The organism is Kitasatospora herbaricolor (assembly GCF_030813695.1).
Taxonomy (GTDB): Bacteria; Actinomycetota; Actinomycetes; order Streptomycetales; family Streptomycetaceae; genus Kitasatospora; species Kitasatospora herbaricolor.
The window spans coordinates 111,059-124,866 of record NZ_JAUSVA010000002.1; the positions used below are offsets into that span (position 1 = coordinate 111,059).

Consider the following 13,808-nt stretch of genomic DNA (forward strand, 5'->3'; position numbering starts at 1 on the left):
CCACGTAGTCGGACGGGGAGCCGTAGGTACAGTCACGGACGGCCTGGGGTCGCGGTCGGCGAGGCCTCGGGCCGATACCCCGGGGGCCGTCACCGGCGCCGACAGATCGCCCGCGCGGCTGCGGCCGCCGGGGCCTGCAGCACAGGGCCGGGAGGCGGCTACGCCGTGGGGGGCAGGACGGCTTCGGCTGAACCCAGGGTGCCGCGCAGCCACTCCTCGACGCCGGCCACGTGGACCGTCGCCCACGAGGCGGCCAGGTCGGGACGGCGGGCGGCGATCGCGTCGAGGATGGCCCGGTGCTGCTGCCGGGTGCGCTCCACCGCGCCCTCCTCCGTGATACCGCGCCAGACCCGTGCCCTGGTGGTCGGGCCGGACAGCCCCTCGATCAAGGAGCAGAGCACCATGTTCCCCGCGCCCGCGGCGATCCGCTGGTGGAACTCCAGGTCGTTGGCGATCAGCTCCTCCAGGGTCGGTTCGTCACCGAGCCGGTCGAGGATCCGGCCCAACGCGTCCACCTCCTCGGGCTGCATCCGGCGCGCGGCCATCGCGGTCGCGGCCGGCTCCAGGATCCGCCGGACCTCGAGGAACTGCAGCACCGTGTCGTCCTGGTGGAAGTCGACCACGAAGCCCAGCGCGTCCAGGAGCAGACTGGGTTCCAGGCTGGTGACGTAGGTGCCGTCGCCCTGACGGACGTCCAGCACCCGGATGAGTGACAGGGCCTTCACCGCCTCGCGCAGGGAATTGCGCGAGAGGCCGAGCCGCTCGGCGAGGTCGGCCTCCTTCGGGAGTCTGGCTCCCGGGCGCAGCTCACCGCTGACGATCATCGCCTTGATCTTGTCGATCGCCTCATCGGTTACCGGCATGCTCGTTCCTCCTCTCCGTACGGACACCTGAGGTGGTCGGCGCGGCCGACGCTCTCCTGAGCTGTGGATATGACGGTACTCCCCACCGGGCACGCCCCCTGACTCCGGTGGCCCTGCGGCGCCGCACCGCCGGATCCGTCGGTGCGGGAAGCCGGAGCGGTGCGATGGCCGGGAGCCGTCGCACCGCGACCGGGTGACATCGCCTGCTACTCCTGCTTCTCACCGGAGGCGAAGCGGGAGACGATCAGCGCCAGGATGATGATGGCTCCGTAGAGGAACTGGTTCCACAGCGGTGGGACGCCCGCCAGGGTCATGACGTTGACGACGAGTTGCAGCGTCAGGACGCCGGTGAGGGCGCCGAACAGGGTGCCGCGGCCGCCGTTGAGGCTGACGCCGCCGATGACCGTGGCGGCGAAGACCTGGAAGATCCAGCCGCTGCCCTGGTTCGCCGAGATGGAGCCGTAGTGGCCGGCGTACAGGATGCCGGCGAAGGCCGCCAGCACGCCGCCGGTGATCAGGACGGCCCAGGTGATGCGGTCGACCCGGATGCCGGCGGCGCGGGCGGCTTCGGCGTTTCCGCCGATCGCGTAGAGCGCCCGGCCGTGCCGCAGCCAGGCGAGCGCGGCGCCGCCGACCAGGAACAGGACTCCGCAGATCCAGATCGCGGCCGGCGCGCCGAACCAGGATGCACCGCCGAGGTAGGAGAAGGAGGGGGGCAGGTTCACGATGGACTGACCATCGGATATGGCGACCTGCAGGCCGCGGAGCAAGGTCAGGGCGCCGAGGGTGACGATGAACCCGTTGAGGCGCAGCTTGAGGATGAGGAAGCCGTTGGCGGCGCCGATGAGGGCCCCGACGAGCAGGCAGAGTGGAACGGCGGTCCAGCCGGGGAAGAGGCCGAGGCCGTTGAACCGGTCGCCGGAGGTGGGCAGGACCAGCCAGACGGCGATGACCGGGGCGACGCCGATGGTGGACTCCAGTGAGAGGTCCATCCGTCCGGCGATCAGGACGAGTGCCTGGGCCAGCACCAACAGGCTGAGTTCGGTGGCCTGCTGCCCGACTCCGAGGAGGTTGTCCGAGGTCAGGAAGGCCGGCGAGACGATGAAGCCGATGACACCGAGGGCCAGGAGTACCGGTACCAGTGAGAGGTCCCGGTAGCGGGCGATGTCCGGCCGGGGCCGGGCGGTCGGTGCAGTGGCGGTGCGGGGGGTGAGTTCAGTGACGGGTGACATGGCTTTCCTTCGTGTCGGTGTCGGCCATGCCCTCCATGGCGGCGACCAGCTGTTCGTCACTCCAGCCGCGGGGGAACTCCGCGACGATCCGGCCGTGGAACATCGCCACCACCCGGTCGCAGACCCGCAGGTCGTCCAGTTCGTCGGACACGATCAGGGCGGTTCTGCCGTCGTCGGCGACCTGGCGGACGGTGTCGAGCAGGGATTCCTTGGACTTGATGTCGACGCCGTTGGTGGGCCGGACGGCGACCAGGACGTGGGGGCGGGTGGCCAGCGCGCGGGCGATGACCACCTTCTGCTGGTTGCCGCCCGAGAGTCCGTCCACCGAGGCGTCGGGGCCCGGGGTCTTGATGTCCAGGTCGGCGATCATCCGCTCGGCGAAGGCCCTGGTCCGGGAGGGCAGGACGGTACCGAAGGGACCGAGCTGGCCGGTGACGGTGAGGGTGGCGTTCTCGGCGACGCTGCGCCCCGGGACCAGGCCCTGGATGTGACGGTCCTCGGGGACGAAGCCGACGCCGGCGGCGAGCGCGGCCGGGACGCGGCCGGTGCGGACGGGCTTGCCCGCGACGGTGATCCGGCCCGTGGGGCGGTGCAGGCCGGCGATCGTCTCACCGACCTGGACGTTGCCACTGGCGGCGGCGCCGGCCAGGCCGAGGACTTCGCCGGACCGGGCCCGCAGGCTGAGGTCCTCGAACGCCCCGGGCAGGGTGAGGTGGTCGAGTTCGAGCAGGTACGGCGCGTCGGGGGCCGGCCCGGCGGCGTGCCGCGCCCCGGCGGCACCGCGGCTCTCACCGGTCATCGCCTCGACCAGGGTGTGGTGGCCGAGGCCTGCGACGGGGACGGTGGTGATGTGCCGGGCGTCGCGGTAGACGGTGACGGTGGCGCAGAGGTCGTAGACCTCCTGCAGGTGGTGCGAGATGAACAGGAACGCGACGCCCTGGATCTGCAGCTCGCGGAGTTTGCCGAACAGGCGCTCGATGCCGCGGGCGTCGAGCTTGGCGGTCGGCTCGTCAAGGATGATGAACCGGGCGCCGAACGACAGTGCCCGGGCGATCTCGACGAACTGCCGCTGCTCGACGGTGAGCTGGTCGGCGCGGGCGGCGGGGTCGACGTCGACGCCGTATTCGGCGAGCAGGTCCGAGGCGCGGGTGCGCAGGCGTCGCCAGCTGATCGGCCGCAGTGCCCGGCCGCTCTGCCGGTCGAGGAAGAGGTTCTCGGCGACGGTGAGGGTGCCGATGACGGTGGAGCGCTGGTAGACGCAGGCGACCCGGGCGCGCCAGGCGTCGATGTCGCCGGAGGCGGGGGCCGGCGCGCCGTTGAAGCGCAGGGTACCGGTGTCGGGGCTCTGCAGACCGGTGAGAATGGAGACGAGGGTGGACTTGCCGGCGCCGTTGCGGCCGACCAGCGCGTGCGACTCGCCCGGCGCCACCGACAGCCGCGCGTCGGAGAGGGCGACGGTCGCGCCGAAGCGCTTGTTGATGCCGTGCGCCTCGACGACCGGGGCGGCCGAGGCGCCGGCCGGACCGGGGAGGCGGTTGGTGTCCGCCATGGGTGAGGTTCCTTTCCGCTGGGTGGTCCGTGGCGGCGGGCCTGGGGCCCGCCGCCGGGTTCACTTGCCGACGCTGTTGCCCCACAGGCTCGTGTCGTCGACGTTGTCCTTGGTCACCAGCGGGGCGGGCAGCTGGTCCTCCAGGCCGTTGGGGAGCTCGATGATGGTGGAGTCGTGGTCGGTGGGGCCGGCCTTGAAGGTCTTGCCCCGGGCGGCGGCGTTCGCGTAGTAGAGGGCGTACTTGGCGTAGAGGTCGGCGGGCTGGGACACCGTGGCGTCGATCTGGCCCTTGCGGATCGCCTCGAACTCCTGCGGAATGCCGTCGTTGGAGACGATGGCGATGTGCCCGGGCTCACCGACCGGCTTGAGCAGGCCCTTCTGCTGGAACAGGGCGAGGGTCGGCTGCAGGAACACGCCGCCGGCCTGCATGTAGACGCCGTTCAGGTCGGGATTGGCCGCCAGGGTGGACTGGAGCTTGGCTGAGGCCACGTCGCCCTTCCAGTCGGTGGCCAGCTCGATCACCTGGATGCCGGGGAACTGCTGCTTCATGCAGGCGGCGAAGGCCTCCGAGCGGTCGCGTCCGTTGATGGAGTCCAGCGCGCCCTGGAGTTCGGCGACCTTGCCCTTGCCACCGAGCTGCTTTCCGAGGTACTCGCACGCCTTGGAGCCGTAGGCCTTGTTGTCGGCGCGGACCACCATGAACACCTGGCCCTTGTCGGGGCGGGTGTCGACGCTGACCACCGGGATCTTCTTGGCGGCCAGCTGATCGAGGGTGGAGGCGATCGCGCCGGTGTCCTGCGGAGCCATGACGACGGCCTTGGCGCCGGTGTTCTGGAAGACCTGGACGTTGGCGACCAGCTTGGTCACGTCGTTCTGCGAGTTGCTCACCGGCAGCGCGTTCAGGCCCTGGCCCGCGACGTCCTTGTTCACGTACTGGGCGTAGGAGTTCCAGAAGTCGGAGTCCGCGCGCGGCAGGTCGACACCGATGGCCGGCCTGTCACCGGCGGCGGCGCTGTTGTCACTGCCCCGGTTGCAGGCGGTGCCGAGCCCGGCCAGCAGGAGGACGGTGGCCGCGGCGGCCGCGGTACGGGAGATGGGAGTGTTCATGGTGCTGGTCTCCTTGGCTGTGCTACTGGTGCCACGGCGGTGGCGACAGGGAGGGTGGGAAGCCGAGTACCCGGGCTACGGGCGGGAGAGGCGAGGGGCGAGGGGCGCTGCCGGTTGCGCGGCGGTTCGGTGACGGCGGTTCGCCCTGCCCTCGGTCCGAGGGGGCGGCGCCGTCTCCCGGCGCGGGTGGCGGTGTCGGGAGGGGGTCCGGTCCGCGCCGGCGGGACCGAAGCCCCGGACTGCCGAAAACCTGCCAGGAACTCGAGGGATTCATCGGATGGCTCTCGATGAGGTGGACTGTACGAGCTGGCCAACCCCCGTTACAAGGGAGCAGCTCCGACGAATCCCAACCGTAACCTGAGCCCCGACCGCCCCGACACCCGAACATCTCGTTTGAGCAGCATCTTTCCCTGGAATTCCGGGACTTCGACTCCAGCTGGCCGCACCGTCGCCCTTGCCTTTGCCCGGGACCGCTCGTATGGTCGGCCTTCAGAGATTCATCGGATGTCTTGCCGAGGCAAGGCAGAGTCCGACCACAGATGGAGGGCCCCGCCGTGCAACTTCTCCGTTTCGGCCCCGTCGGAGACGAGAGACCCGCAGTCCGAGCCGCCGACGGCAGCACCTACAATCTGCGCGGTCTCACCCCGGACATCGACGGCGCGTTCCTGGCCGGCGGCGGCATCGAGACAGTCCGCCGCGCACTGGACGAGGGCGTACTGCCCGAGGTCGACACGACCGGGCTGCGGATCGGGGCACCGGTCGCCCGGCCCGGCAAGGTCGTCTGCATCGGTCTCAACTACCGCGACCACGCCGAGGAGACAGGCGCCGCGATCCCCACCCGCCCGGTGGTCTTCATGAAGGATCCGGCCACCGTAGTCGGGCCCTACGACCAGGTGCTCATCCCGCGGAACTCCACCCGCACGGACTGGGAGGTGGAACTCGCGGTGGTGATCGGCCGCCGCGCCCGCTACCTCGCCGACGAGACGGAGGCCGCCGGGGTGATCGCCGGGTACACCATCAGCAACGACGTCTCCGAGCGGGAGTTCCAGCTCGACTTCTCCTCCCAGTGGGACCTCGGCAAGTCCTGCGAGACCTTCAACCCGCTCGGTCCCTGGCTGGCACCGGCGGAGGACGTCACGGACCCGCAGGCCCTGGCTATGCGGCTGTCCGTCAACGGAGAGCTCCGCCAGAGCAGCAGCACCAAGAACATGATCTTCGGCGTGACCCACCTGGTCCGCTACCTCAGCCAGTACATGGTGCTCAACCCCGGCGACGTGATCAACACCGGCACCCCCGCCGGCGTCGCCCTCGGCCTGCCGGGCACCCCCTACCTGCGCCCCGGCGACACCGTCGAACTCAGTGTCGACGGCCTCGGCCGCCAGCGCCAGACCTTCGCCCAGGCCTGAACCCCTCCGCTACCGAAAGGACCGACCGTGCCACGGCCGACACCGCGGATCACCGCCGTCGACACCTTCGACATCCGCTTCCCCACGTCACGCGAGCTCGACGGCTCTGACGCGATGAACCCAGATCCCGACTACTCCGCCGCCTACCTCGTCCTGCGCACCGACGCCGGGGACGGCCTGGAAGGCCACGGTTTCACCTTCACCATCGGCCGGGGCAACGAGGTGCAGGTCGCAGGCATCGACGCGCTCCGCGACCATGTGGTGGGCCGGCCGGTCGCCGAGCTGTGCGCCGACCCTGGTTCGCTCAACCGCGCCCTCATCGGCGACAGCCAACTGCGTTGGCTGGGACCGGAGAAGGGCGTGATGCACATGGCCATCGGCGCCGTCGTCAACGCCGTCTGGGACCTCGCCGCCAAGCGGGAGGGCAAGCCACTCTGGCAGCTGCTCGCCGACGCCGAACCCGAATGGCTCGTCTCCCAGGTCGACTTCCGGTACATCGCCGACGCCCTCACCCCCGAGGAGGCCCTGGCACTGCTGCGCGCCGCCCGGCCCGGCCGCACTGAACGGGCGGCGGAACTGCGCCGGCGCGGCTACCCCGGCTACACCACCTCCCCCGGCTGGCTCGGCTACAGCGACGAGAAGCTCACCCGCCTCGCCCGGCAGGCCGTCGCCGACGGCTTCACCCAGATCAAGCTGAAGGTCGGCGCCGACCTCCACGACGACGTCCGGCGCTGCCGGGCCGCCCGCGCCGCAGTCGGCCCGGGCATCCGGATGGCCGTCGACGCCAACCAGCGCTGGAACATCGGCGAGGCGATCGAGTGGACCAAGGCCCTGGCCGAGTTCGACCCGTACTGGATCGAGGAGCCCACCAGCCCCGACGACATCCTCGGCCACGCCACGATCCGGGCCGCCGTAGCCCCGGTCAAGGTCGCCACCGGCGAACACGTCCAGAACCGCATCGTCTTCAAGCAGCTGCTCCAGGCCGACGCGATCGATGTCCTCCAGCTGGACGCCGCCCGCGTGGGCGGCGTCAACGAGAACCTCGCCATTCTGTTGCTCGCCGCCAAGTACGGCGTGCCGGTCTGCCCGCACGCCGGCGGCGTCGGCCTGTGCGAACTGGTCCAGCACCTGTCCATGTTCGACTACGTGGCGCTCTCCGGCACCACCGAGGACCGGGTCATCGAGTACGTCGACCACCTCCACCAGCACTTCGTGAATCCCGCCACAGTCGAGGACGGGCACTACACCGCACCTGCCGAGCCCGGCTTCTCATCGACGATGTACCCGGCGTCCATCAACACCTACCGCTACCCGGACGGCGCCTTCTGGACCGCCGACCGTATCCCCGACCCGCGACCGGAGACCGCCTCATGACCAGCACCCTGCGCGGTCTGCGCGCCCTCGTCACCGGCGGTGCCTCCGGCATCGGCCTGACCACCGCGCACCTGCTCGCCGAACACGGCGCCCGGGTCGCCGTCCTCGACCTGAACGTCGACACGCTGCCGGAACCGCTGCCGGGGTTCACCGCGGACCTGGCGGACGATCCCTCGGTACGGACGGCGGTGGCCGCCGCGGCGGACCGGCTGGGCGGACTCGACATCCTGGTGAACAATGCCGGTGTCGGCGCGGTGGGGACGGTGGAGGACAACCCGGACGAGCAGTGGCGGCGCGTACTGGAGGTGAACGTGCTGGGACTGGTGCGGGTGACCCGGGCGGCGCTGCCGCATTTGCGCCGGTCGGCGCACGCCTCGGTGATCAACGTCTGCTCGATCGCCGCGACGGCGGGCCTGCCCCAGCGGGCGCTCTACTCCGCGAGCAAGGGCGCCGTACTGTCGCTGACCCTGGCGATGGCCGCCGACCACGTCGGCGAGGGCGTACGGGTCAACTGCGTCTCCCCCGCCACGGTCGACACCCCGTGGGTGGGCCGGCTGCTGGACTCCGCCGCCGACCCGGCGGCCGAGCGCGCCGCACTGAACGCCCGCCAGCCCATCGGACGCCTGGTCACCCCCCACGAGGTCGCCGCCGCCGTCGCCTACCTCGCGAGCCCCGACGCCGCCTCGGTCACCGGTACCACCCTCGCGGTCGACGGTGGCATGGCCGGCCTGCGCATCCGCCCGGCCGGGCAGTGAGGATCCGGTGATGGAAAGGCTCCCGCTCGGACATGCCGGCCCCGCCCTCACCCGGCTCGCCTTCGGCGCCGCCGGCATCGGCAACCTGCTCACCCCGGTGGGGGACGAAGAGGCAGACGGCGCCCTGGCCGCGGCCTGGGCGGCGGGCATCCGCTCCTTCGACACCGCCCCGCACTACGGTCTCGGACTGTCCGAACGACGGCTCGGCCGCTTCCTTGAGGACCGGCCCCGGAGCGCCTTCCACCTCTCCACCAAGGTCGGCCGGATTCTGGACCCGGCCCGGGGCCCCATCGGATCCGACCTGGTGAACGGCTTCGCGGTCCCCGCGACCCACGTGCGCCGCTGGGACTTCACCGCGGACGGCGTACGTCGCAGCCTGGAGGAAAGCCTTGCCCGGCTGGGGGTCGACCGCATCGACACGGTCTACCTGCACGACCCGGACGACCACCTGGAGCAGGCCCTGGAGGAGGCGTACCCGGCACTGGAGCAACTGCGCTCCGAGGGCCTGGTCGGCGCGATCGGCGCGGGGATGAACCACTGCGCACCCCTGGCCCGCTTCGTTCGTGAGACCGACGTGGACGTCGTCCTGCTCGCGGGCCGCTACACGCTGCTCGACCAGACCGCACTGGAGGATCTGCTCCCGACGGCCACCGAGTCCGACGTGTCGGTGGTGGTCGGCGGGGTGTTCAACTCCGGCCTGCTCGCCGACCCGCGCCCGGACGCCACCTTCGACTACACCACCGCCCCGGCCCCGCTGGTGGCGCGTGCGCTGCGGATGCAAGAGGTCTGTGTCCGCCACGGCGTGCCGCTGCGGGCGGCGGCGGTGCGGTTCGCGCTCGCGCACCCGGCGGTGACCAGCGTCCTGATCGGCGCCCGCACCGCCGGCGAGATCACCGACGCCGCCGAGCAAGCGACCCGGCCCGTCCCCGACGCGGTCTGGGCCGACCTGCGCGCGCAAGGCCTGCTTCCCGGCCACGTCCCCACCCCAGAAGGTGATCACTGATGCGGATCGCCCTGTTCGTCACCTGCTTCAACGACACCCTCTACCCCAGCACCGGACGCGCCGTGGTGCGGGTCCTGGAACGACTCGGCCATTGCGTCGACTTCCCCCAGGAACAGACCTGCTGCGGGCAGATGCACTTCAACACCGGCTACCGCAGCGCGGCCCTGCCGCTGGTGCGACGCTTCGCCGACACCTTCGCCGAGTACGACGCCGTGGTCACCCCCTCCGCCTCCTGCGCCGGCATGGTCCGCGACAACCACCCCGCCCTCGCCGAAAGGTACGCGCCCCCCGCCCTCCAACAGCAGATCGCCGAACTGGCCCCCAAGGTGCACGAGTTCACCGAGTTCCTCACCGACGTCCTCGGCGTCACCGACGTCGGCGCCCACTTCCCGCACAAGGTCGCCTACCACCCCACCTGTCATTCCTTGCGCGGCCTGCGCCTGGGCGACCGCCCCGAGCGGCTGCTCCGCGCAGTGCACGGCCTCGAACTCCTCCACCTGCGCGCACCCGAGGAGTGCTGCGGCTTCGGCGGCACCTTCGCCATGAAGAACGCCGACACCTCCGCCGCGATACTCGCCGACAAAACCGCCGACGTCACCGCCACCGCCCCCGACGTACTCTGCGCCGCCGACAACTCCTGCCTGCTGCAGATCGGCGGCGGCCTGTCCCAGCAGGGCTCCGACGTCCGCACCCTGCACCTCGCCGAGATCCTCGCCGCCACCGAAGGGGATCCGCGATGAAGGACGACCACGGCCTGGTCTGGCTCGGCACCCCCGCCTTCCCCCAGGCCGCCCGCACCGCCCTCGCCGACACCCGGCTGCGCGCCAACCTCAAACGCGCCACCACCACCATCCGCGACAAGCGCCTGGAGGCGGTCGCGGAGCTCGACGACTGGGAGCAACTGCGCGACGCCGGAGCCGCGCTCAAGACCCGCACCCTGCGCCACCTCGACCACCACCTGGAGCGGCTGGAGGCCTCGGTCACCGCAGCGGGCGGCACCGTGCACTGGGCCGCCGACGCCACCGAGGCCAACCGGATCGTCGCCGACCTCGTCCACGCCGCCGGGGAACGCGAGGTGGTGAAGGTCAAGTCGATGGCCACCCAGGAGATCGGCCTCAACGAGGCCCTCGCGGAGGCCGGGATCACCGCCTACGAGACGGACCTGGCGGAACTGATCGTGCAGCTCGGCGATGACCGCCCCTCGCACATCCTGGTGCCCGCCATCCACCGGAGCCGCGCGGAGATCCGCGAGATCTTCGAACGCGAGATGGGACGATGGGGGCGCCCCGCGCCCGACGGTCTGGGCGACGACCCGCGCGCCCTCGCCGACGCGGCCCGCCTGCACCTGCGGGAGAAGTTCCTCCGTGCCAAGGTCGCCGTCTCCGGAGCCAACTTCGCCTGCGCCGACACCGGCACCGTCGTCGTCGTGGAATCCGAGGGCAACGGGCGCATGTGCCTGACCCTGCCCGCGACACTGATCACCGTGATGGGCATCGAGAAGGTCGTCCCGACCTTCGCCGACCTGGAGGTCTTCCTCCAGCTGCTGCCGCGGTCCTCCACCGGCGAGCGGATGAACCCGTACACCTCCATGTGGACCGGGACGACTCCGGGCGACGGACCGCGCGACTTCCACCTCGTCCTGCTCGACAACGGCCGCACCGCCACCCTGCGCGACACCGTCGGCCGCCAGGCCCTGGCCTGCATCCGCTGCTCGGCGTGCCTGAACGTGTGCCCGGTGTACGAGCGCACCGGCGGCCACGCCTACGGCTCCGTCTACCCCGGCCCGATCGGCGCCGTCCTCACCCCCCAGCTGGTCGGCGCCCAACACGCGGCCTCGCTGCCGTTCGCCTCCACCCTGTGCGGCGCCTGCTACGACGCCTGCCCCGTCAAGATCAACATCCCGGAAGTGCTCGCCCACCTGCGGGCCGAGGTCGTCGAGGCCAAGGCCCGCGACCGGAGACTTCCCACCCCCGAGGCCCTCGCCATGAAGGCCGCCGCCGCGGTGCTCGCCTCACCGGGCCGGCTCGCCGCCGCCCAGAGGGCCGCCGCACTCGGGGGCCGGCTGCTCGCCCGCAACGGCCGCATCGGCCGGCTCCCCGGCCCGTTGCGCGGCTGGACGGACAGCCGCGACACCCCCCAGCCACCGGCAGAGACCTTCCGCACCTGGTGGCGCAACAACCGGAAGCAGCCATGACCACCCGCGACACCGTCCTCGCCCGGATCCGCGCCGCGCTCGCGGACGTCCCCGCCGAGGAGACCCCCGAGAACGTCCCCGTGCCGCGCGGCTACCGCCGCAGCCACGCCGACTGCGACCTCATCGAGCTATTCGACGAACGCGCGGCCGACTACCGCGCCACCGTGATCCGCTGCGCGCCGGAAGCCGTCGCCGACACCGTCCAGGCGACCCTCGCCGCCCGCGGCGCCGCCAAGGTCGTCGTCCCGGACGGCTTCCCGCCCGCCTGGCTGCCCGACCGCCCCCAGCCCTCCGACCCCGGCTGGATCTCCGACCGGCCGCCCCTGACCGTCGCCGCACTGGACACCCTCGACAGCGCGCTCACCACCGCGGCCGTCGCCATCGCCTTCACCGGTACCCTCGTCCTCGACACCGGCCCCGGCCAGGGGCGCCGCGCACTCACCCTCGTCCCCGACCACCACCTGTGCGTCGTCCGCGCCTCGCAGATCGTCCCTGACGTCCCCGACGCCCTCGCCGCGCTCGACCCCACCCGGCCGCTCACCTTCATCTCCGGCCCCTCCGCCACCAGCGACATCGAACTCGACCGCGTCGAAGGCGTCCACGGCCCCCGCACCCTCGACATCGTCATCGTCGACGACCTCTGACCGGTCCGACCCGGCGGCCGCACCCGACAACGCACGGAGCCGGGACGCCCCCCGAACCCGACCCGAACCCGACCCGGCTCCGGCCCCTTCGAGGAGCGGCCCGACAGCCCTTGGAGTCCGCATGAGGATCGCCCTGCACACCCGCGTCCACGCCGACCGGATCGCCGACTACGAGCAGGCCCACCGCGAGGTCCCCGCCGAACTCGCCGACGCCATCCGCGCCGCCGGCGCCACCGAGTGGACCATCTGGCGTAGCGGCACCGAGCTGTTCCACCTGGTCGAGTGCGCCGACTACTCCCTCCTGCTCGCCGGGCTGGAAGGGCTGCCGGTGAACATCGCCTGGCAGGCCCGGATGGCCGAACTCCTGGACGTCGTCCACGACTACTCCGCCGACGGTGCCACGGCGGGCCTCCCGGTGGTGTGGGAGCTGTGACCCGCCCCGGCGTCATCGACGCGCACCACCACCTGTGGGACCTCGCCGTCCGCGACCAGGACTGGATCACCGGCGAGGCACTCGCCCCGATCCGCCGCGACTTCTCGCTCGCCGACCTGCGCCCGCTCGCCCGCCGGGCCGGCGTCACCGCGACCGTCCTGGTGCAGACCGTCTGCGTCGCCCCCGAGACGCCCGAGATGCTGGCCCTCGCCGCCGACGACGACCTGGTCGCCGGCGTCGTCGGCTGGAGTGACCTCACCGACCCCGGCATCGCCGACAGCATCGGACGCCTGCGGGAACTGCCGGGCGGCCACAAGCTGGTGGGTCTGCGGCACCAGGTCCAGTCCGAACCCGACCCCGAGTGGCTGCTGCGCCCCGACGTGCTGCGCGGCCTTGCCGCGGTGGCGGACGCGGGACTCGCCTACGATTTGCTGGTCCTCCCGCACCAGCTGCCCGCCGCCACCGAGGCCGCCACCCGGCTGCCGGCCTTGACCCTGGTCCTCGACCACCTCGCCAAACCTCCCGTGGCCACCGGCCGCACCGAACCCTGGGCGACCGCGATCCGCGCCCTGGCCGCCCGGGCCAACACCTTCTGCAAGCTCTCCGGTCTGGTCACCGAGGCCGACTGGCAACGCCGACGCCCCGCCGACCTGAGCGTGTACATGGACACCGCGCTGTCGGCCTTCGGACCAGAGCGGCTGATGTTCGGCTCGGACTGGCCGGTCTGTACCCTTGCCGCCACCTACGGCGAGGTGATGGACACCGCCCGCGCCCTCACCGGGGGCCTGAGCTCCGCCGAACAGCACGCAGTGTTCGCCGGCACGGCGGCGGCGGCGTACGGCCCGGCCCTGCAGACGCACTGAATCCGCGGCAGGACGGCCGGCCGCGAACGGACAGGCCCGAGAGTGCCTGCCGGCTCCCGCGGATCGGCGAGCCAGCCGGCACACCGTCCTAGTCCTAGGCGATCCTGTGAATACATCGGATGTTAGGGCGGATCGCCGACCGGGAGACGAGGCTGCACTTCTTCGGCCGCCGGGAGCGGGTATGTGCAGACCCTCCTGGCAAAGCAGCGGCGGCCCTACGGCTCGTCGGACGATCGCCACCTGCCCGCGCATAGCCATAGGTGCTTGTACGGCCGACCTGAGTCGCCCCTTGAGTACACCGGGCAACGTGGTGACCTACGAGCGAGGACCCTTCCGCACGACTCCCGGACGCGCGCCGCATTCCGTCACGGCCAGAGTCTTGACA

Annotated in this window: 13 protein-coding genes; 9 read left to right on the top strand and 4 right to left on the bottom strand. The window is 71.8% G+C overall.

The window, feature by feature from the left end:
* Positions 1-158: 158 nt before the first annotated feature.
* The 4 genes from J2S46_RS00860 to J2S46_RS00875 form a co-directional block, all read right to left on the bottom strand.
* Positions 159-863 carry a FadR/GntR family transcriptional regulator gene (locus J2S46_RS00860; protein WP_191294162.1) on the bottom strand — a complete coding sequence of 235 codons (705 nt, stop codon included), beginning with the start codon at positions 861-863 and terminating at the stop codon, positions 159-161.
* Between the two features lie 206 nt (positions 864-1,069).
* Complete coding sequence (locus tag J2S46_RS00865) at positions 1,070-2,095, bottom strand: ABC transporter permease (protein ID WP_191294161.1); 1,026 nt, start codon at positions 2,093-2,095, stop codon at positions 1,070-1,072.
* Complete coding sequence (locus J2S46_RS00870; protein ID WP_191294160.1) at positions 2,079-3,644, bottom strand: sugar ABC transporter ATP-binding protein; 1,566 nt, start codon at positions 3,642-3,644, stop codon at positions 2,079-2,081. Before J2S46_RS00870 ends, J2S46_RS00865 begins: the two co-directional genes overlap by 17 nt.
* 60 nt (positions 3,645-3,704) lie before the next feature.
* On the bottom strand, positions 3,705-4,751 hold the full coding sequence (locus tag J2S46_RS00875) for a sugar ABC transporter substrate-binding protein (RefSeq protein ID WP_191294159.1): 1,047 nt from the start codon (positions 4,749-4,751) through the stop codon (positions 3,705-3,707).
* Positions 4,752-5,305: 554 nt separating this feature from the next.
* Between J2S46_RS00875 and J2S46_RS00880 the strand changes: the two genes are divergently transcribed.
* The 9 genes from J2S46_RS00880 to J2S46_RS00920 all read left to right on the top strand — a co-directional run bounded on the left by J2S46_RS00880 (position 5,306) and on the right by J2S46_RS00920 (position 13,423).
* Entirely contained in the window at positions 5,306-6,157 is an 852-nt protein-coding gene (locus J2S46_RS00880; protein ID WP_191294158.1) for a fumarylacetoacetate hydrolase family protein, read from the top strand.
* A gap of 27 nt (positions 6,158-6,184) precedes the next feature.
* Positions 6,185-7,531 carry an L-fuconate dehydratase gene (locus J2S46_RS00885; protein WP_191294157.1) on the top strand — a complete coding sequence of 449 codons (1,347 nt, stop codon included), beginning with the start codon at positions 6,185-6,187 and terminating at the stop codon, positions 7,529-7,531.
* Complete coding sequence (locus tag J2S46_RS00890; protein WP_191294156.1) at positions 7,528-8,286, top strand: SDR family NAD(P)-dependent oxidoreductase; 759 nt, start codon at positions 7,528-7,530, stop codon at positions 8,284-8,286. The genes J2S46_RS00885 and J2S46_RS00890 overlap by 4 nt, the downstream gene beginning before the upstream one ends.
* Before the next feature lie 10 nt (positions 8,287-8,296).
* Positions 8,297-9,289, top strand: a complete 993-nt coding sequence (locus tag J2S46_RS00895) for an aldo/keto reductase (protein ID WP_191294155.1) — start codon at positions 8,297-8,299, stop codon at positions 9,287-9,289.
* Positions 9,289-10,029, top strand: a complete 741-nt coding sequence (locus tag J2S46_RS00900) for a (Fe-S)-binding protein (RefSeq protein WP_191294154.1) — start codon at positions 9,289-9,291, stop codon at positions 10,027-10,029. Before J2S46_RS00895 ends, J2S46_RS00900 begins: the two co-directional genes overlap by 1 nt.
* Positions 10,026-11,483 carry a LutB/LldF family L-lactate oxidation iron-sulfur protein gene (locus J2S46_RS00905; RefSeq protein ID WP_191294153.1) on the top strand — a complete coding sequence of 486 codons (1,458 nt, stop codon included), beginning with the start codon at positions 10,026-10,028 and terminating at the stop codon, positions 11,481-11,483. The genes J2S46_RS00900 and J2S46_RS00905 overlap by 4 nt, the downstream gene beginning before the upstream one ends.
* A complete protein-coding gene (locus J2S46_RS00910) occupies positions 11,480-12,127 on the top strand; it encodes a LutC/YkgG family protein (protein WP_191294152.1) in 648 nt (215 codons plus the stop codon). The genes J2S46_RS00905 and J2S46_RS00910 overlap by 4 nt, the downstream gene beginning before the upstream one ends.
* A 121-nt stretch (positions 12,128-12,248) precedes the next feature.
* Positions 12,249-12,560 carry an L-rhamnose mutarotase gene (locus tag J2S46_RS00915; RefSeq protein ID WP_191294151.1) on the top strand — a complete coding sequence of 104 codons (312 nt, stop codon included), beginning with the start codon at positions 12,249-12,251 and terminating at the stop codon, positions 12,558-12,560.
* On the top strand, positions 12,557-13,423 hold the full coding sequence (locus J2S46_RS00920) for an amidohydrolase family protein (protein ID WP_191294150.1): 867 nt from the start codon (positions 12,557-12,559) through the stop codon (positions 13,421-13,423). Before J2S46_RS00915 ends, J2S46_RS00920 begins: the two co-directional genes overlap by 4 nt.
* Positions 13,424-13,808: the final 385 nt, after the last annotated feature.

Excerpts from the sequence above, each read along its gene's own strand:
- J2S46_RS00865 (WP_191294161.1), bottom strand. The coding sequence starts at position 2,095 with ATGTCACCCGTCACTGAACTCACCCCCCGCACCGCCACTGCACCGACC.
- J2S46_RS00895 (WP_191294155.1), top strand. The coding sequence starts at position 8,297 with ATGGAAAGGCTCCCGCTCGGACATGCCGGCCCCGCCCTCACCCGGCTC.
- J2S46_RS00915 (WP_191294151.1), top strand. The coding sequence starts at position 12,249 with ATGAGGATCGCCCTGCACACCCGCGTCCACGCCGACCGGATCGCCGAC.
- J2S46_RS00890 (WP_191294156.1), top strand. The coding sequence starts at position 7,528 with ATGACCAGCACCCTGCGCGGTCTGCGCGCCCTCGTCACCGGCGGTGCC.
- J2S46_RS00910 (WP_191294152.1), top strand. The coding sequence starts at position 11,480 with ATGACCACCCGCGACACCGTCCTCGCCCGGATCCGCGCCGCGCTCGCG.
- J2S46_RS00905 (WP_191294153.1), top strand. The coding sequence starts at position 10,026 with ATGAAGGACGACCACGGCCTGGTCTGGCTCGGCACCCCCGCCTTCCCC.
- J2S46_RS00860 (WP_191294162.1), bottom strand. The coding sequence starts at position 863 with ATGCCGGTAACCGATGAGGCGATCGACAAGATCAAGGCGATGATCGTC.
- J2S46_RS00875 (WP_191294159.1), bottom strand. The coding sequence starts at position 4,751 with ATGAACACTCCCATCTCCCGTACCGCGGCCGCCGCGGCCACCGTCCTC.
- J2S46_RS00900 (WP_191294154.1), top strand. The coding sequence starts at position 9,289 with ATGCGGATCGCCCTGTTCGTCACCTGCTTCAACGACACCCTCTACCCC.
- J2S46_RS00870 (WP_191294160.1), bottom strand. The coding sequence starts at position 3,644 with ATGGCGGACACCAACCGCCTCCCCGGTCCGGCCGGCGCCTCGGCCGCC.